Origin of the sequence: Micrococcus terreus (assembly GCF_900116905.1) — a bacterium.
GTDB lineage: Bacteria > Actinomycetota > Actinomycetes > Actinomycetales > Micrococcaceae > Citricoccus > Citricoccus terreus.
This window is the reverse complement of sequence record NZ_FPCG01000009.1, coordinates 70,049-85,906: the sequence shown is the minus strand read 5'-3', so window position 1 is coordinate 85,906 and position 15,858 is coordinate 70,049. Positions and strand designations below refer to the sequence as shown.

General features: G+C 69.2%; 17 protein-coding genes. 13 read left to right on the top strand and 4 right to left on the bottom strand.

Annotated features, from left to right (window positions below; all coding sequences use genetic code 11):
• Positions 1-73: 73 nt before the first annotated feature.
• The gene (locus BM355_RS10895) at positions 74-655 is read right to left on the bottom strand and encodes a HEAT repeat domain-containing protein (protein ID WP_091698398.1); all 582 of its coding nucleotides are present in this window, start codon (positions 653-655) and stop codon (positions 74-76) included.
• The gene (locus tag BM355_RS10890) at positions 652-1,779 is read right to left on the bottom strand and encodes an acyl-CoA thioesterase (RefSeq protein WP_091698396.1); all 1,128 of its coding nucleotides are present in this window, start codon (positions 1,777-1,779) and stop codon (positions 652-654) included. The genes BM355_RS10895 and BM355_RS10890 overlap by 4 nt, the downstream gene beginning before the upstream one ends.
• 96 nt (positions 1,780-1,875) lie before the next feature.
• Here BM355_RS10890 and BM355_RS10885 point away from each other — a divergent pair, with 96 nt between their 5' ends.
• Both BM355_RS10885 and BM355_RS10880 read left to right on the top strand, forming a co-directional pair.
• Positions 1,876-2,892 carry an acyl-CoA thioesterase gene (locus tag BM355_RS10885; protein ID WP_091698394.1) on the top strand — a complete coding sequence of 339 codons (1,017 nt, stop codon included), beginning with the start codon at positions 1,876-1,878 and terminating at the stop codon, positions 2,890-2,892.
• A gap of 4 nt (positions 2,893-2,896) precedes the next feature.
• Positions 2,897-3,775, top strand: a complete 879-nt coding sequence (locus BM355_RS10880) for an MBL fold metallo-hydrolase (RefSeq protein ID WP_091698549.1) — start codon at positions 2,897-2,899, stop codon at positions 3,773-3,775.
• A gap of 11 nt (positions 3,776-3,786) precedes the next feature.
• Here BM355_RS10880 and BM355_RS10875 read toward each other — a convergent pair whose 3' ends face one another.
• Entirely contained in the window at positions 3,787-4,347 is a 561-nt protein-coding gene (locus tag BM355_RS10875) for a hypothetical protein (protein ID WP_091698391.1), read from the bottom strand.
• Positions 4,348-4,439: 92 nt separating this feature from the next.
• Here BM355_RS10875 and BM355_RS10870 point away from each other — a divergent pair, with 92 nt between their 5' ends.
• The 3 genes from BM355_RS10870 to BM355_RS10860 all read left to right on the top strand — a co-directional run bounded on the left by BM355_RS10870 (position 4,440) and on the right by BM355_RS10860 (position 9,460).
• Complete coding sequence (locus BM355_RS10870) at positions 4,440-5,303, top strand: MerR family transcriptional regulator (protein WP_342715289.1); 864 nt, start codon at positions 4,440-4,442, stop codon at positions 5,301-5,303.
• 168 nt (positions 5,304-5,471) lie between these two features.
• The gene (locus BM355_RS10865; protein WP_091698385.1) at positions 5,472-7,229 is read left to right on the top strand and encodes an ABC transporter ATP-binding protein; all 1,758 of its coding nucleotides are present in this window, start codon (positions 5,472-5,474) and stop codon (positions 7,227-7,229) included.
• A complete protein-coding gene (locus BM355_RS10860) occupies positions 7,226-9,460 on the top strand; it encodes an ABC transporter ATP-binding protein (protein WP_091698383.1) in 2,235 nt (744 codons plus the stop codon). Before BM355_RS10865 ends, BM355_RS10860 begins: the two co-directional genes overlap by 4 nt.
• A 10-nt stretch (positions 9,461-9,470) precedes the next feature.
• On the opposite strand, the gene BM355_RS10855 is transcribed toward BM355_RS10860, so the two are convergent.
• Complete coding sequence (locus tag BM355_RS10855) at positions 9,471-10,175, bottom strand: response regulator (RefSeq protein ID WP_091698381.1); 705 nt, start codon at positions 10,173-10,175, stop codon at positions 9,471-9,473.
• Positions 10,176-10,295: 120 nt separating this feature from the next.
• Between BM355_RS10855 and BM355_RS10850 the strand changes: the two genes are divergently transcribed.
• The 8 genes from BM355_RS10850 to BM355_RS10815 all read left to right on the top strand — a co-directional run bounded on the left by BM355_RS10850 (position 10,296) and on the right by BM355_RS10815 (position 15,825).
• Entirely contained in the window at positions 10,296-10,547 is a 252-nt protein-coding gene (locus BM355_RS10850; RefSeq protein WP_091698379.1) for a hypothetical protein, read from the top strand.
• A gap of 108 nt (positions 10,548-10,655) precedes the next feature.
• A complete protein-coding gene (locus BM355_RS10845) occupies positions 10,656-11,897 on the top strand; it encodes a sensor histidine kinase (protein WP_091698377.1) in 1,242 nt (413 codons plus the stop codon).
• Between the two features lie 233 nt (positions 11,898-12,130).
• The gene (locus BM355_RS10840) at positions 12,131-12,373 is read left to right on the top strand and encodes a hypothetical protein (protein ID WP_091698375.1); all 243 of its coding nucleotides are present in this window, start codon (positions 12,131-12,133) and stop codon (positions 12,371-12,373) included.
• Positions 12,374-12,474: 101 nt separating this feature from the next.
• Positions 12,475-12,954, top strand: a complete 480-nt coding sequence (locus BM355_RS10835; RefSeq protein ID WP_091698373.1) for a hypothetical protein — start codon at positions 12,475-12,477, stop codon at positions 12,952-12,954.
• Positions 12,951-13,535: a hypothetical protein gene (locus tag BM355_RS10830; RefSeq protein ID WP_143109485.1), complete on the top strand. Its 585-nt coding sequence runs from the start codon at positions 12,951-12,953 to the stop codon at positions 13,533-13,535. Before BM355_RS10835 ends, BM355_RS10830 begins: the two co-directional genes overlap by 4 nt.
• A complete protein-coding gene (locus BM355_RS10825) occupies positions 13,525-14,106 on the top strand; it encodes an ATP-binding cassette domain-containing protein (protein WP_177227931.1) in 582 nt (193 codons plus the stop codon). The genes BM355_RS10830 and BM355_RS10825 overlap by 11 nt, the downstream gene beginning before the upstream one ends.
• On the top strand, positions 14,103-15,425 hold the full coding sequence (locus BM355_RS10820; protein WP_091698364.1) for a hypothetical protein: 1,323 nt from the start codon (positions 14,103-14,105) through the stop codon (positions 15,423-15,425). The genes BM355_RS10825 and BM355_RS10820 overlap by 4 nt, the downstream gene beginning before the upstream one ends.
• A 67-nt stretch (positions 15,426-15,492) precedes the next feature.
• Positions 15,493-15,825 (top strand): hypothetical protein, encoded by a 333-nt coding sequence (locus tag BM355_RS10815; protein ID WP_091698362.1) that lies wholly within the window; start codon positions 15,493-15,495, stop codon positions 15,823-15,825.
• Positions 15,826-15,858: the final 33 nt, after the last annotated feature.

Genomic DNA, 15,858 nt, shown 5'->3' with positions numbered 1-15,858 from the left:
CCCCGGCCCGGAAACTCCTCGCCCTGTAGGGCGGTGGGAGTCCGGGCCGGGGGTGAAGAACGGCGGGAGGGCGTCAGTACTCCGAATCGGGGCGCAGGTCAGGGCGGTCGAGGCGCTCGGCCAGGCGGGCCAGGGCCGTCTCGGCGGCGTCGGCCAGCACCGAGTCCGGGTCCATCATCAGCTGGTCCAACGTGGGCGCCGCGCGGTCGGACCCCACCTCGCCCAGGGCCCGGGCGGCGGCGGACCGGACGTGGGGGACCGGATCCCCGGTGAGCTGGACGAGAGTGTCCTCGGCTCCCCGCACCCCGTGCACCGCGGTGATCTGCGCGCACAGCACCCGCACGCGCCACTCCTCGTCGGACAGCCCCGCCAGCACGGCGGACTCGGCCACGCCCGCCCGGGACGGCCACACGTGCAGCAGCACCCGGGCGCCCCACACGCGGGACCAGTACGGCATCCACCCGGGCACAGCGCCGATCAGTACGGGGTCCGGATCAGCCGGATCGCCCACCCTCGCCGCACCGGTCAGCAGACGCACGGCCCAGTCCGCCAGCCGCGCCTCACCCAGGGTGTCCGCCGCGGCCCGGATCATCGCCGCATCCCGCTCCGCCCCGGACGCCGGCAGGGTCACGTCCCACTCAGCGCGTTCGCTCACGCGTCTCCACCCTCGCCCTGCTCAGCCGAGCCCGCGCTGGGAGCCGACCGCCCGTCGTCGGGACGGCGCTGTTCCAGCAGGTGGTTCGGCAGGCGGTTGCCCTGCGCCCGGCCGCGGATCTCCAGCAGGTCCCGGGCGTGCTGCCACAGGGCACGGTCCTCATCCGAGACCGGCTCCCAGGCGGGCACGGGCACCGCGTCGCCGTCCTCGTTGCGCGCCACCATCACGGTCAGGCAGTACGTGGTCAGGTGCAGCTCGGCGCCCTTGGGGTCCCCGGAGCGCACGTGCACGGCGATGTGCATCCCCTTGTTCCCGGTGTAGATCAGCCGCGCCTCCACCTCCACCAGGTCCCCGATCAGCAGCGGACGGTAGAAGCGGATGCCGCCGGAGAACACGGCCACGGTGTCCTGCCCGGCGTAGCGCGCGGAGCAGAGGTAGGCGGCGGTGTCGATCCACTCCATCACGATCCCGCCGTGCACCTTCCCGCCCCAGTTCACGTCCGTGGGGGCGGCCAGGAAGCGCAGCACCACCCGTTCGGCGGTCCCGGCCTCCGTGTAGGTCTGGTCCTTCATCGCCTCGTTGATCTCATCGCGCACGGCCACGCGGGACAGCGCCCAGTCACGGGCCAGCTCCTGCTCCAGCGAGCGCGGCACGAACTCCGGCACCGGGGTCGGCTTGCCGTCCGTCCCCACCGCCACGAAGATCACCAGGCAGCGGGCCCGCTCGGTCAGCTCGCCGGTCTTGGGATCGCCGGAACGCACCACGGTGTTGATGTGCATCGAGGTGCTGCCGGTGTACAGGACGGTCCCGGTCACCTCCACCATCTCGCCCACGGTCACCGGGTGGCGGAAGTGGATGTTGCCGACATATGCCGTCACGCAGTAGCTGCCCGACCACGCCGTGGCCGCCGCGAACGCCGCCTTGTCCACCCACTCCAGCACGCGCCCGGCATCCACCGTCCCGGAGTGGCCCTGGTCCGTGGGGGCGGCCAAGAACCGCAGGGTCACCTCGTGCCGGCCCGGTGCCGGCGGGGCGGGGGAGGCTCCGGCGGACACCGGATCCTTCCCGACGACGGCCGGTCCAGGGGCGCTGGCAGGTGCAGTGGAGTGGGGATCAGGGCGCATGGCACCATCTTCGCCGATGCGCGCCCGGAACGGACCCCTGATGTCCGCGGGTGGCATCCGTCACACTGCGTCCGTGCGGGGTGCTACGTTCAAGACATGGCCCGTCGCAGTTCCGTTGCTCTCCAGTTCCGTGCGGAGTCGTACGATCATCCGGACGGCACCGTGGACGGCGGCACCGTGATGACGTGGATCGACAAGGCCGCCTACGCCGCCGCCGCGTCCTGGTCCGGCACGAACGTGGTGACCTCCTATGTGGGGAACATGCACTTCGCCCACCCGGTCCCCGTGGAGACCCGGGTGGTGGTGCAGGCCCGCGTGGTGCACACCGGGACCACCTCCATCCACGTCCAGACCCGCGTGATCCTGCCTGATCTGCCGGGCGGACCTGCCGGCAGCGCGGAGGCGGCCGGCGGCGTGGTGGCCGCGGGAGTGGCGGCCGGCTCCGGCGAGTCGAGCACCGAGCCGGTGGTCTGCACCGAATGCGTCATGGTCTACGTCTCGGTGGACGAGCAGCACCGTCCCCAGCCGGTCACCCCGTGGGAGCCCGCCACGCCCGCCCAGATGGAGCGCGAGCGCCTGGCCAAGATCCGCAGCCACATGCGCCGCGAGGTCGAGGAGCTGATCGCCTCCGCACCCCGGCCTGAGGGCTCCACGGCCGAGCGGATCGTGCTGCGCTTCCTGGCCACCACCAAGGACGTCTACCCCGGGGAGACCATCCAGGGCGGATCCGTGATGCGGTGGATCGACGAGGCCGCCGACGTCTGCGCCTCCCGGTGGTGCGGGGAGTCGGTGGTGGCCGTGTTCGGCGGCGGCGTCCGCTTCTATGAGCCCGTCCGGGTGGGTGACCTCGTGGAGCTGGAGGCACGGCTGGTCCACACCGGACCGCGTTCCATGCACGTCTCCGTCCAGGCGCGCGCGGGGGACCGCCGCAACCCGGTCCCCTCGCTGATCGCCCACGGGCTGGCCGTCATGGTGGCCACCGGGGAGGACGGCCGAGCCCAACAGATCCGCCAGTGGGAGCCCACCACGGAGGCTGATCGGGTGCTGGAGCGCCGTGCGGTGGAGCTGGTGGGCCTGCGCAACCGCTCCGCGCACGAATGGGCCGCCGGCTGAGCTGATGGCAGCACCCTCCGGACCCGCGCGCTTCTCCTGGGACGAGTCGGTCCTGTGCGCCACCTGCGGCGTGGAGCACGAGGACACCGCATCCCACCCGCTGCCCGAGGTCTGCGCCATCTGTGCGGACGACCGCCAGTACGTCCCGCCGGCCGGTCAGGAGTGGACCACGGTGGGCCGACTCCGCGCGGACGGAGCGTCCATCGGCCTGCGGGAGCTTGAACCGGGGCTGTGGTCCCTGCCGGTGTCCGGGGGCGCCGGGATCGGACAGCGCGCCAAGATCCTCACCACCGAGCACGGGAACCTGATGGTGGACGTCCCCGCGTACATCGACCAGGAGGCGGTGGACGCGGTGGCTCGGCTGGGCGGACTGGCCGGGATCCTCGCCTCCCACCCCCACATGTACGGGGTCCAGTCCGAGTGGTCGCTCGCCTTCGGCGGTGCTCCCGTCCACATCTCCGAGCCCGACGTCGGCTGGCTGGCACGGCGCCCGGCCCACCTGAACGTGTGGTCCGGCACGCTGCAGCCGCTGCCCGGGGTGACGGCGTCCCAGCCCGGGGGCCATTTCCCGGGCAGCGCGGTGGTGCACTGGACCGCTGCCGACGGTGCGGGCGTGCTGCTCAACGGGGACACGGTGGGGGTGTCCCGCAGTGGGCGCTGGGCCACGTTCATGCGCTCGTTCCCCAACTACCTGCCGCTCTCCGGGGCGGTGGCCCTGCGGATCGCCGACCACCTGGAGCGGTACCGGTACGCGCGGCTGTACGACAACTTCGGCGCGGTGCTCGGCGCCCCCGGGCGGGGTCAGGACGCCGCGGACGTGGTCCGCCGCTCGGCGCAGCGCCACGCGGACTGGGCCGAGGGCCGCAACGACCACCTCACCTGAGCGGGTGAGGGTCAGGCGCCCCGCTCCGCGAGCGTGGACGGGGCGAGGCCGGGCCTCTTCGGCCAGATCGTGTAGCTGGCGGCATAGAGGACGTCGATCGCGAGGATGACCGCCAGGATGCTGAAGTACCCGGCCAGTGCTGCTGTTCGGCCTGCGTCGCCGACGATCGCGATCATCGCGGCGAGGAGGCCGGCCGCGATCCCGACAGCGAGCAGCGTGCGCAGGACATTGCCCCAGCACGCGCGGGTGTGCTCCCAGCCGGTCAGCCGCACGGGCGGCGGGCCGCTGGCGAAGCGATGCCGGAAGCGGAGGTCGGCCCACTGCACCATCCGCCGACCGTAGGCCACGGACAGTCCGATGTAGACGGCGGCCAGGCCGTGGTGCCAGGATGCGGTGGCCCCGCCGAGCAGGTCCACCGTGACCAGGGCCAGCAGGAGGAGGTCGATCACAGGGACCAGTGCGAGCAGGACAGCGCCCAGACGCGGTCTGTGCAGAAGGTACCGAGCGCACAGCCCGGCGAGGATCGCCACCCAGAAACCGATTTCGCAGGCGATGATGGCGGCAAGAATCATGTGCGCTCCCTCTCAGAGATCCTGTCCCGTCCCGGAGAGTGTACTGGCCGGGGCTTGACCCTGACGTGGCGTGAGGGTGTGCACTGGTGACCATGAAGAGATCAGGACCTGCCCGCCCCGGTGAGGGGCCGCCGTCGGGACCCTCGTCCGTCCGGCGCCCCGTCCACCCGGAGGTGGCGCTGATGACCGTGGGGGAGACCGCCGAGGCCACCGGGGTCACGGTGCGCACGCTGCACCACTACGACAGGATCGGGCTGGTCACGCCGCAGGCGCGCAGCTCCGCCGGGTACCGCCTGTACTCGGACGCGGACCTGGACCGGCTGCAGCAGGTGGTGGCGTACCGCCGTCTGGGGATGTCCCTGGAGGACATCGCCGCCGTGGTGGACGCGGAGCCGGGATCCGGTGGGGCCGGCACGCGCCGGGCGCTGGAGCGGCAGCGGGACCTGATCGAGGAGAGACTGACCGAGCTCACGCGGCTGCTGGCCGCTGTGGACACTGCATTGGAGGCAGACATGAAGGGACATCAACTGAGCCCGGACGAGCAGAAGGAGCTCTTCGGCAACGGCTTCAACGACGACTACGCCGAGGAGGCCCAGGAGCGCTGGGGTGACACGGAGGCGTGGGCGGAGTCGCGCCGCCGGACCAAGGGGTACGGCAAGTCCGAGTGGGAGCAGATCAAGGCGGACACGGACCGGGCCAACGAGCAGATCGCGGCCGCGCTGGACGCCGGACTGCCCGCCGACTCCGAGCAGGCCATGGACGCCGCGGAGGCCGCCCGCCTGGTGATCGACACCTGGTTCTACCCGCTGGACGGGGAGTTCCATCGCTGCCTGGGGGACATGTACGTCCAGGATCCACGGTTCACGAAGACCTACGACGACGTCCGGCCGGGTCTGGCGGCCTACCTGCGGGATGCGATCCACGCGAACGCCGACCGCCTGGCCGCGCGGAACTGACCGGCAGGACCGGTCAGCGGGACGGTCCCACCGCCCCGGAGCGTGGTGCACAATGGTCCTCTGACGTTCACCCGCGGCACCCACGTCCGCCCGTAACGTGTCAGCACGCTGTGCTGTGATCCTCCTGGCGGCATCCCGCCCCGAGCCGAACTGATCTGGAAGCGACCCATGCTCTGGAAACTCGTGCGCGAGCACGCGCGCCCCTACACGGGCCACATCATCGCCGTGCTGGTGCTGCAGCTGGTCTCCACCCTGGCCACGCTGTACCTGCCCAGCCTGAACGCGGACATCATCGACCAGGGCGTGGCCGTGGGGGACACCGACTACATCTGGCGCACCGGCGCCGTGATGCTCGGCGTCGCCCTGGTCCAGGTGATCGCGGCCATCTCCGCCGTCTGGTTCGGCGCCCGGGTGTCCATGGCGATGGGCCGGGACATCCGCCGTTCGGTCTACACCCGCGTGGACCGGTTCTCCGCGGAGGAGGTGGGCCGCTTCGGTGCGCCCACCCTGATCACGCGCGGGACCAATGACGTCCAGCAGGTCCAGATGGTCGTGCTGATGGCACTGAACTTCATGGTCATGGTGCCGATCATGTCCGTGGGCGGGATCATCATGGCCGTGCAGGAGGACGCCGGCCTGTCCTGGCTGGTGTGGGTCTCGGTGCCGATCCTGCTGGTGATCGTGGGGATCATCGTGGGCCTGCTGATGCCCCTGTTCCAGCGGATGCAGGACAACATCGACGCCATCAACGGCGTGATGCGTGAGCAGATCATGGGCATCCGCGTGGTGCGCGCCTTCGTGCGGGAACGCCATGAGGCTGAACGGTTCACGGACGCCAACGCCGCCCTGACGGACACCTCGGTGCGGATCGGCCGGCTGTTCGTGCTGATGGGTCCGATCATCACCATGATCCTGCACCTGGCCACCGCCGCCGTCCTCTGGTTCGGCGGACATCGTGTGGACCAGGAGCTGGTACAGGTGGGTTCCCTGACGGCGTTCATGCAGTACCTGCTGCAGATCCTGATGGCGGTGATGATGGGCACCTTCATGTTCATGATGCTCCCGCGCGCGGTGATCTGCGCCCGGCGCATCATGGAGGTCCTCACCACGCCGGCGTCCCTGATGGAGCCGGCGCACCCGCGCACCCCCGAACACCATGACGGGACCGTGGAGTTCCGCGAGGTCACCTTCTCCTACCCCGGAGCCGAGGCCCCCGTGCTGGACGGCGTGAGCTTCACCGCCCCGGCGGGGAAGACCACCGCGATCATCGGGTCCACGGGCTCGGGCAAGACCACTCTGGTCAACCTGATCCCGCGGCTGTACGACGCCACCTCCGGCGAGGTCCTGGTGGACGGCGTCCCGGTGACGCAGATGGACCGGGCCACCCTGACCCGCGCCGTCGGGCTGGTCCCGCAGAAGCCCTACCTGTTCTCTGGCACCGTGGCGGAGAACCTGCGCTTCGGCCGCCCGGAGGCGAGCGAGGATGAGCTCTGGGCCGCCCTGGACACCGCCCAGGCCACCGACTTCGTCTCCGAGCGCACCACCGGGTCTGGGGAGGACGTCAGGACCGGGCTGGAGTCCGGGATCTCGCAGGGCGGCACCAACGTCTCCGGCGGTCAACGCCAGCGCCTGTGCATCGCCCGTGCGCTCGTGGCTCGGCCGCGCGTCTACCTGTTCGACGACTCCTTCTCCGCACTGGACGTCACCACGGACGCGAAGCTGCGGGCCGCGCTCGGGGAGTACACGCAGGACGCCACCGTGATCATGGTGGCCCAGCGCGTCTCCAGCATCACCGAGGCCGATCAGATCATCGTCCTGGACGAGGGGAAGATCGTCGGCCAGGGCACCCACCACGAGCTGCTGGACAGCTCTGAGACCTACCGGGAGATCGTCGACTCCCAGATCACCGCGGAGGAGCTGGCATGAGCGGCAGGCACGCGAAGACCCGCGGTTCGTCCGCGGCGAAGCTGAAGCGCGGCAGCACCAAGAAGCAGGACATCACGACGACGGACCTCACCGAAGAGGAGATCGCCCAGTTCCAGGAGCAGGGCGTGACGGACGAGTGGGGAGGCGGCGCGCCCCGCAAGGCCAAGGCCTTCTGGCCCTCCGCCAAGCGACTGTTCGCGACCTTCGGGGCAGAGAAGGTGGGGATAATCGCCGTGGTGGCGATGGTCGTCGTCGCGGTGGTCTTCAATGTGTGGGCACCCTCCATCCTGGGGGACGCCATGAACGTGATCTTCGGCGGCGTCCTGTCCGCCCAGATGCCCGCCGACCTCACCCGGGACCAGGTGATCGAGGGGCTGCGCGCCACCGGGAACGGCCAGGCAGCGGACATGCTCTCGGGCATGGCCTTCGTCCCGGGGCAGGGGATCGACTTCGGCGAGCTGGCCCGGTTGATCCTGATCGTGCTGGGCATGTACGTGGTGGCCCAGCTGTTCATGTGGCTGCAGGGCCGGGTGCTCAACGACATCGTGATGCGCGTGGTCTACCGGCTGCGTCAGGACATCGAGGCCAAGGTCAACCGCCTGCCGCTGAGCTACTTCGACACCCGTCAGCGCGGCGACCTGCTCTCGCGCACCACCAATGACGTGGACAACGTGCAGTCGGCCATGCAGCAGGCCTTCGCCACCCTGGTGTACTCGGTGCTGACCATCATCGGCATCATCTTCATGATGTTCTGGCTCTCGTGGCAGCTGGCGCTGATCGCGCTGATCGCCCTGCCGCTGTCCGGCGTGGTGATCGGGATCATCGGCACCAAGTCCCAGAAGCTGTTCACCGCCCAGTGGCGGCACACCGGTCAGCTGAACGGGCACATCGAGGAGTCCTTCACCGGGCATGAACTGGTGACCGTGTTCGGCCGCCAGCAGGACATGGGCGAGCGGTTCGACGAGCGCAACGAGGAGCTCTACCAGGCCTCGTTCAAGGCCCAGTTCTACTCGGGCATGATCATGCCGATCATGCAGTGGGTGAACTACCTGGGCTACGTGGGGATCGCCGTGGTGGGCGGACTGCGCGTGGCCACCGGGCAGATGACCCTGGGCGCGGTGACCGCGTTCATCCAGTACTCCCGCGAGTTCAACCAGCCGCTGGGCCAGGTGGCCGGCATGTCCAACATGCTCATCTCCGGGGTGGCCTCGGCCGAGCGGATCTTCGAGCTGCTGGACGCGGACGAGCAGGAGCCGGACCTCACCGAGGGCGCCGGCCGCAACGAGCTGGCCCAGCCGGTGCGCGGGCGGATCGAGTTCCAGCACGTGGCCTTCTCCTACACCCCGGACAAGCCGCTGATCTCGGACCTGTCCTTGACCGCCGAACCGGGGCAGACCGTGGCGATCGTCGGCCCCACCGGCGCGGGCAAGACCACCCTGGTCAACCTGATCATGCGGTTCTACGAGATCGACTCCGGCCGGATCCTGCTGGACGGGGTGGACACCTCCACCCTGGACCGCGGGGTGCTGCGCGGACAGGTCGGCATGGTGCTGCAGGACGCGGTGCTGTTCGGCGGGACCATCCGCGAGAACATCCGCTACGGCCGGCTGGACGCCACGGACGAGGAGGTCATGGCCGCGGCCCGTGCCACCTACGTGGACCGCTTCGTGCACACCCTGCCGGAGGGGTATGACACGGTGATCGAGGACGAGGGCGCGAACATCTCGGCCGGCGAACGCCAGCTGATCACCATCGCCCGCGCCTTCCTGGCCGATCCCGCCCTGCTCATCCTGGACGAGGCCACCTCCTCGGTGGACACCCGCACGGAGGTGCTGGTCCAGCAGGCCATGGCGGCCCTGCGCACGGACCGTACATCGTTCGTGATCGCCCACCGCCTCTCCACCATCCGGGATGCGGACGTGATCCTGGTGATGGAGCACGGGGACATCGTGGAGCAGGGCTCCCATGAGCAGCTGCTGGCCGCCGGCGGTGCCTACCACCGGCTGTACATGTCCCAGTTCACCCAGGGTGTGGACCTGGATGCCCAGGCCGCAGCGGTGGCCCCGGGCACCGGTCCCATCCCGGTCCAGGCAGGCCCCGACGACGTCACACCGGCTGAGCGCGAGGGCACCGGAGATCCTGGGGTCGCCGCCACGGGCGGTCTCGCCGCGCCGCAGGCACCCGGCCAGGGCTCCGTGGAGCCGGACGTGCCCGGGAGTGGTCGTCCCTGACCGACGGCGGTCACTCGCCGATGGTCACCAGTCCCTGCCGGACGGCGAGGACGAGCGCCTGGACGCGATTGGAGGCTCCCAGCTTGTGCATGACCCGGGCCAGGTTGGCCTTGACGGTGGAGTCGGAGAGGAAGAGCCGCTCGCTCATCTCCTGATTCGTCAGCCCCTCCGCCAGCAGGTCCAGCACGCTCTGCTCGCGGGGTGTCAACGGCTCCGCCAGCGGAGCGGCGGCGGGGCGGCTGGCAGGAGCGGAGGTCTCGTGCTCCGGCAGCGCAGACTCCGTGGCACGGTTCTGCACCACCAGGCGGACCAGCTTCTCGGCGACCACCGGTCCCAGCGCCACCGTTCCGGCGGCGACATCCCGCAGGGCCTGCTTGAGCCGGTCGCCGTCGGTGTCTTTCGTCAGATACCCGCTGGCGCCGTTGGCCAGCGCCGGCGCCAGATACTCCTCGGTCGTCATGGAGGTCACCACCAGGATGCGGGCCTGCGGCGAGGAGCCCATGATCTCGGCCGTGGCCTCCACTCCGCTCAGGCGGGGCATCCGCAGGTCCATGATCACCACATCGGGACGCAGTTCGTCATACTTCTTCACGGCCTCACGGCCGTCGCAGGCCTCGCCCACCACTCGGAACTCCGGATCGGCGTTCAGGATCAGGGTGTAGGCCTGGCGCAGCAACGGCTCGTCGTCGGCGACCAGGACGGTGATCTCATGCATGCCGTCAGGATAACGTCGACCCCGGTGACCATGAGGCCAGAGTCAGTCAGGCCGAAAGGGCAGATCTCACTGCCCGAACGGGCATAGTCCCCACCGGCGGACCGAGTCGACCATGGAGCCATGACGCACATCACCTGCACCGCATCCCGTCTCACCCTTCCGATCCGCCTCGGGGCCGTGGCGGCACTGGTCACCGGGGCCCTGTTCGGCTCGACCGTGCCGGCGATCGCGCACGAGACCGCTGACCCGGCCGAGGTCGCGGTCCTGGTCTCCCCGGCCCGGGCCGCGGACGCGCCGGAGGCGGAGGACCCCGACGTCATCCAGGAGCTGCTCTGCAAGGCCTTCCCCCGTGCCTGTCCGAAGAAGCGGTGAACTGAGAGCCTGCCTCTGAGCATCTCCCCCTGACACGCCTGACACAGGCGGTGTTCCAGGCCCTGCACAGGTCATCATGGACCTAGCAGGCGACGAGGGGGAGGACTCATGGGGGCTGTGATCGAGAGGCTCTGGACACTGATCCAGGAAGAGCCGCCGCGCCCAGGGCGACGATTCGTCGTGGCCACCGTGCTGCTGGCCGTCCTCCTGATCGGCCTGGAAGGGGCTCTGGTGGCCCTGGACATCGCCGGGGGACGACCTGCGTCGGAGATCGGCTGGTCCTACGTCGCCGTGACCGGCCAGCTGGCCGTGGCACTGCTCCTGGTGACCGTGAGCGTTCCGGTCATGGTCTTCTCCAGTCTGATCGTCGGCGCGAGTGCCGCCATGGTCGGATCAGCCCTGCTGCCACTGCTGACCGTCCCCTTCATCACCGCCGCCGCCTTCCTGTACCTGCGGCGTCACAGCATCCTGGTGTTCCTCATCGGCCAGGCCCTGATCCAGGCCGTGACGCTCCTGTTCTTCCCGGAGGCAGGAGTGAGCGTGGTGATCGCGCTCCTGGGGCTGCTCGCCGGCGCCTATCTCGGCCTGGCCTTCCGACGCCAGAATGCCGAGACCCGCAGGGCGGCCAGTGAGCGGTCCGAGGAATGGGAACGGCACGACCGGATGGTCGTCGAGGTGCGGCGCAGCATCGCTCGTGACCTCCACGACCTGGTGGCCCACCACCTGGCGGTGCTCGCCCTGCAGGCCGAGGCGTTGAACCATGTGCGTGACGAGGCGGAGCGGACCCAGATGATCAGCACGCTCGGTGCAGTGGCCCGCCAGGCCCACGCCGAGCTCCGAGGGCTGCTGGACGTGCTGTACATCTCCACCGATGACGGCAACCGGTCTGCGGGCCCCGAGGCCATCGACGGTCTCGAGCTGAGGTCGGTGGGAGACATCGTCGTGGGCATCGAGTCAGCGCGTGAGGCGCTGGAGAAGAGCGGGCGGCCCACCCAGGTGCACTCCTCCGTCCACGACCAGGCCCAGGTCCCCGGTTCGGCGCTCGTCGGCCTCCACAGGATCCTCATCGAGTCGACGGCCAACGTGCTCAAGCATGCCCCCCGCGGCGCGCGCTGCGAGATCTTCCTGACCGTCATGGATCACCACCTCGTGCTCCAGGTGGTCAATGACCTGGACGGCGCACCTCGTGAGGGCTCGGCCACTCCCCGCGGCGACGGTGCATGGCCGGCCACGCGTGGCTACGGGCTGCTGAACATCCGCGAGCGCACGCACCTGGTGGGCGGCACGGCCCATGCAGGCGTTCGGGACGGCCGCTGGTCCGTGGACGTGGAGATCCCCCTCACCCGCTGACCCGGACGTCTTCGGTCGCGGCTCACCCCACCCCCCCGTCGTCCTTAAGGTCATCCCGTATGGCCTTTCCGGTCGGTCCAGGAGTGCCTGAATGGGCGTATTCCCTGTATCTTCTCCCGCCTAGATTGTGAATTGTTGAACGGCGGCGAGCCCCGCTCAGCAAACACATCAAGGCATCGCATTTCAATTCGGATCACCGATCTGGAATGAAACTCTCATCAAAGGAGAATGACATGCAGGCAGGATACCTCTTCGGAAAGTGGATCCAGAGGAAGCTGAAGGAGAACGGGACCAACTGGGTGATCAACTGGATCGCCTCCAAGGTCGGCAAGACGCTGGCCAAGGCCATCGTCTCCCGTGTCGCCACCGTCGGTGCCACCGCAGCGGCCGGCTACCTGGCCACGATCCTCGGAGCCAATGCCGCTCTGGCCGGCCCCGTCGGTGCCATCGTCGGTGCAGCCACAGGGTGGCTGTGACCCAGTCATGAGATCAGGTCATGCAGGCCGGGAGGACTGACCTCGGACGGACCTCCCGGCCTGCGTGACCTGATATCGACTCCACAGAAAGGTCATCAGCTGTGACGCATCTTCTTCGGGTCACCATCGTGGCCCACGGACTCGCCAACGCCTGGCTGGGGTGGCGCTCCATGGACGATAGGATCGCCGGAGCCCTCGGCGATCACTCGTGGGCGGTGATGGGCGCCCTGTTCGTGGTGTACCTGATCCCCACCATTCTGGGGGTGGTCATCGTGACCTTCCTCAGCCGGTTCGCCTTCCGACTGGTGGACCGTCAGGCCTGGATGCCCCGCCAGGTCACCACGCTGTTGACCCCGGTGCTGACGACCGGTTTGGCCGCACACGTCGCCGTCGCCTTCCTGAGGCAGTCCGGCGCCGGCCCGGAGAGCGGACTGATCTTCCTCGTCCCTGCGGCGGTGCTGTGCCTCAGCCTGGCGCGCAGCGGCCGATTCCGCACGCTTCCCGGACTCGTGGCCGCCCTGCCGAGTCTGGTGTGGCTGGGGGCCGATGCCGCCATGGTCTCGTTCGGATATGTCGGATGAGCACCGTGGCACTGTCCGCACCCTCGAGCGTGCGATGGAGCCCCGTGTCCACCCTGGGGGAGGTCATGAAGGCCCACATGGCTCTGGCAGCCTTCACGTTCGTCGTCGGCCTGGCGCTGGTCCATCTGGCCGCCGTCGAGCTGGTGCCGGGCCTGTCCACCCTTCTGCAGGGCAACGGGACGATCCAGATCTCCTCGGACCACCGAGAGTTCGCCTTCATCCTCCGGACGAACCTGCTCTTCTTCCTGCTGGTCAGCGTGCTGCCGGTGGTGAACCTCCTGCTGGTGCTGCCCCAGTTCTTCATGCTCGGAGTGACGACGGGCGCGATGCTGAACCTTCCCTTCACCAGCCAGTTCGACCTGCTCTACCGCCATGCCTCCCTGGAGGCCGTGGCCCTGCTCATGTCGGTGGCCCTGAGCTACCGCATGCTCTTCGCCCTGCGGCGATTCACCGACAGCCCACAGCGCGACCTGCCCGTCCTGGGCCGGGACCTGCGCCGGCTGCTGCCGGGCTATCTGCTCATCCTGGCCATCACCCTGGTGGCGGCCATTCTGGAAGGAACCGCCGTTGTTGGAGTTTGATGATCTGAGCTTCCGCTTCCGTGACTACCTGTTCAAGGACTACTCAGACCGGATCGTGGAGAACCGGGTGGGCATCGTCGGGCGCAACGGCACCGGGAAGACCACCCTGTTGAAACTCGTGGACGGTCGGCTTGAGCCTGAGCACGGCGCTCTGAGGGTCAGCGGCGAGACCTACCTGGTCGACTACGACCTCGGGCGCTTCAAGCACTTCCACGCCCGCGACCTGCTGAGCCTGTGCTCGGTCCTGGAGTCCTTCGACACCCGGCGGGCGCTGGAATACGTGGAGCAGCTGGGCATGACGGACTACCTGGACGTGCCGGTGGGGGAGCTCTCCAAGGGGACGGCGAAGAAGGTCTCCCTCGTGATGGGACTGTGCTCTCGGGCGGAGATCCTCCTGCTGGACGAGCCGTTCGAGGGGCTGGACCGCCAGTCCAACGACTACCTGACCGCCCTGCTGAAGACCGAGGACCGCCGGTGCATCGTGGTCAGCCACGATCTGGAGGAGCTGGAGCGCTCCGTGGAGGCCGTCTACGCGGTGACCGGTCGCCGACTCGAGAGGGCAGTGTCATGAGGTTCGCGCTGGCCCTGGCCCAGACCACCCGGCGGCGCCGACCTCGGCGCCGCGGGCGCGAGATCCTCGGTGGGCTGATCCTCGGTGCCGTCCTGGTGGCCGGCATGATCCTGTTCCCGGAGTGGCTGATCCTGCTCGGCTGCGCCTATGTGGGCCTGGTGCACGTCATGTGTCTGTGGGACACCGACGTGTTCCTGCGCATGGACGACCTGCGACGTTTCGGGCTGGAGCGGTTCGGCCTGCAGACCCGGCTGGCCTATCTGGGCCACTACGCGGCATCGGACTGGCTGCTGTCCCACGCGATCGGACTGAGCCTGTTCACCGTGACCGCCCTGGTGTTGGACGAGGCGCAGCTGCTGGCCCTCGTCGCCGGACTCTACGTGATGGCTCTGATGCCGCTGCCCTCCGTGGTCCGGTTCGGTGCGCGCGCACCCGCCCGAGCCGTCCAGGTCTACATCGTCCTGCTGCTCGCCGCTCTGGTCGGCCTGGGCGTGATCGTCGTCCAAGCACCTGACCTGCTGATGGACTCGCCGATGCGGGTGGCCGGGATCCTGGTCCTAGCGGGCGCGCTGCAGACCCTGGCCATGGACGCGATCGCGGTCCGCTCCTCCGGCTCGGGCCTGAGCAGCTCGGATGCCCGTCGGATGCTCGGCTGGCTGGTGAACCGGAAGCCGCTGCTGTACAAGGACCTGATGCTGCTGTGGCGTCCGGCCGTCGGCACACTGCTGTCCTCCGCGGCACTGTTCGCCCTGTTGATGATCTCCACGCCCGCGGCCTGGGCGGTGCCACTGGCTGTGGTCTGCCTGCAGGAGAACGTCTTCATGTCCAAGGACCGCCAGGGGTACCGGATTCTGCAGGACGATCACTTCGGCATGCACATCCTGCACGCTGACCGGACCCGTCTGCGTCGTCACCTGCTGCGCGTCCTGGCGATCCATCCGGTCCTGGCGTGGAGCATCGTCCTGGTCATCGGCCTGCTCACAGCAGCCCCCCTCATCCACCTGCTCCTGGCCGCCCTGGTCATGGTGGCGGTGCACATCGTCGATGTGCCCCGACTGCTCGCAGACATGGGCCGGCTGGGCTGGTGGAGGGTCACGGTGCGCTACACCCTGACCGTGTCCTTCACCCTGGGTGTGGCGATCGGGGGAGCCGCGGTCAGTGCCGTGACCGTGCTCATCATCCTGGTGACGATGCTCTACGCTCCCTCGTTCCGCGCCGCCGCGGCCCTGCACCGCCCGCACTCCAGGACTGCACCCCTTCGGTCAGCCCACTCTGACCGAATGGACGTAGTGCCTGTCCCCGAGGCGGCCCTACGGTGAATCCATCGACACCGCAGCCGTGACTGCACGACCCACCAATCACCACTCACACTCAAGGAGACATGACATGGCCGACTCAGCCACCCTGCGCATCCTGGACGGCGTCGTCCGCCCCGGCGACACGGTGCACGCACTGGACCGCCTGAAGAAGCGCTCAGGCCTGATGAACGTCGTCGACCTGTTCACCTTCGGCATCTTCACCGACGCCGAGCGGTTCTCGAACCTGGATCGGCGCTGGATGCTGGTCACCCAGGACCGGCAGGCCACCCTCGTCGGCGTCCAGGACGGCCGGGTCGTGGAGACCCGTCCGGTCCCGGACTGGGATCCCTCTCGGCTGAAGCTGTTCAAGACCTTCGAGGTCGGTGACTATCGCTTCCGGGTGATGCACCCGCTGAGCTGACCGCTCAGGTGCGTGGCCGTCGTCGAGGCCTTC

Excerpts from the sequence above, each read along its gene's own strand:
- BM355_RS10890 (WP_091698396.1), bottom strand. The coding sequence starts at position 1,779 with ATGCGCCCTGATCCCCACTCCACTGCACCTGCCAGCGCCCCTGGACCG.
- BM355_RS10885 (WP_091698394.1), top strand. The coding sequence starts at position 1,876 with ATGGCCCGTCGCAGTTCCGTTGCTCTCCAGTTCCGTGCGGAGTCGTAC.
- BM355_RS10880 (WP_091698549.1), top strand. The coding sequence starts at position 2,897 with ATGGCAGCACCCTCCGGACCCGCGCGCTTCTCCTGGGACGAGTCGGTC.
- BM355_RS10875 (WP_091698391.1), bottom strand. The coding sequence starts at position 4,347 with ATGATTCTTGCCGCCATCATCGCCTGCGAAATCGGTTTCTGGGTGGCG.
- BM355_RS10870 (WP_342715289.1), top strand. The coding sequence starts at position 4,440 with ATGAAGAGATCAGGACCTGCCCGCCCCGGTGAGGGGCCGCCGTCGGGA.
- BM355_RS10865 (WP_091698385.1), top strand. The coding sequence starts at position 5,472 with ATGCTCTGGAAACTCGTGCGCGAGCACGCGCGCCCCTACACGGGCCAC.
- BM355_RS10860 (WP_091698383.1), top strand. The coding sequence starts at position 7,226 with ATGAGCGGCAGGCACGCGAAGACCCGCGGTTCGTCCGCGGCGAAGCTG.
- BM355_RS10855 (WP_091698381.1), bottom strand. The coding sequence starts at position 10,175 with ATGCATGAGATCACCGTCCTGGTCGCCGACGACGAGCCGTTGCTGCGC.
- BM355_RS10850 (WP_091698379.1), top strand. The coding sequence starts at position 10,296 with ATGACGCACATCACCTGCACCGCATCCCGTCTCACCCTTCCGATCCGC.
- BM355_RS10845 (WP_091698377.1), top strand. The coding sequence starts at position 10,656 with ATGGGGGCTGTGATCGAGAGGCTCTGGACACTGATCCAGGAAGAGCCG.
- BM355_RS10840 (WP_091698375.1), top strand. The coding sequence starts at position 12,131 with ATGCAGGCAGGATACCTCTTCGGAAAGTGGATCCAGAGGAAGCTGAAG.
- BM355_RS10830 (WP_143109485.1), top strand. The coding sequence starts at position 12,951 with ATGAGCACCGTGGCACTGTCCGCACCCTCGAGCGTGCGATGGAGCCCC.
- BM355_RS10820 (WP_091698364.1), top strand. The coding sequence starts at position 14,103 with ATGAGGTTCGCGCTGGCCCTGGCCCAGACCACCCGGCGGCGCCGACCT.
- BM355_RS10815 (WP_091698362.1), top strand. The coding sequence starts at position 15,493 with ATGGCCGACTCAGCCACCCTGCGCATCCTGGACGGCGTCGTCCGCCCC.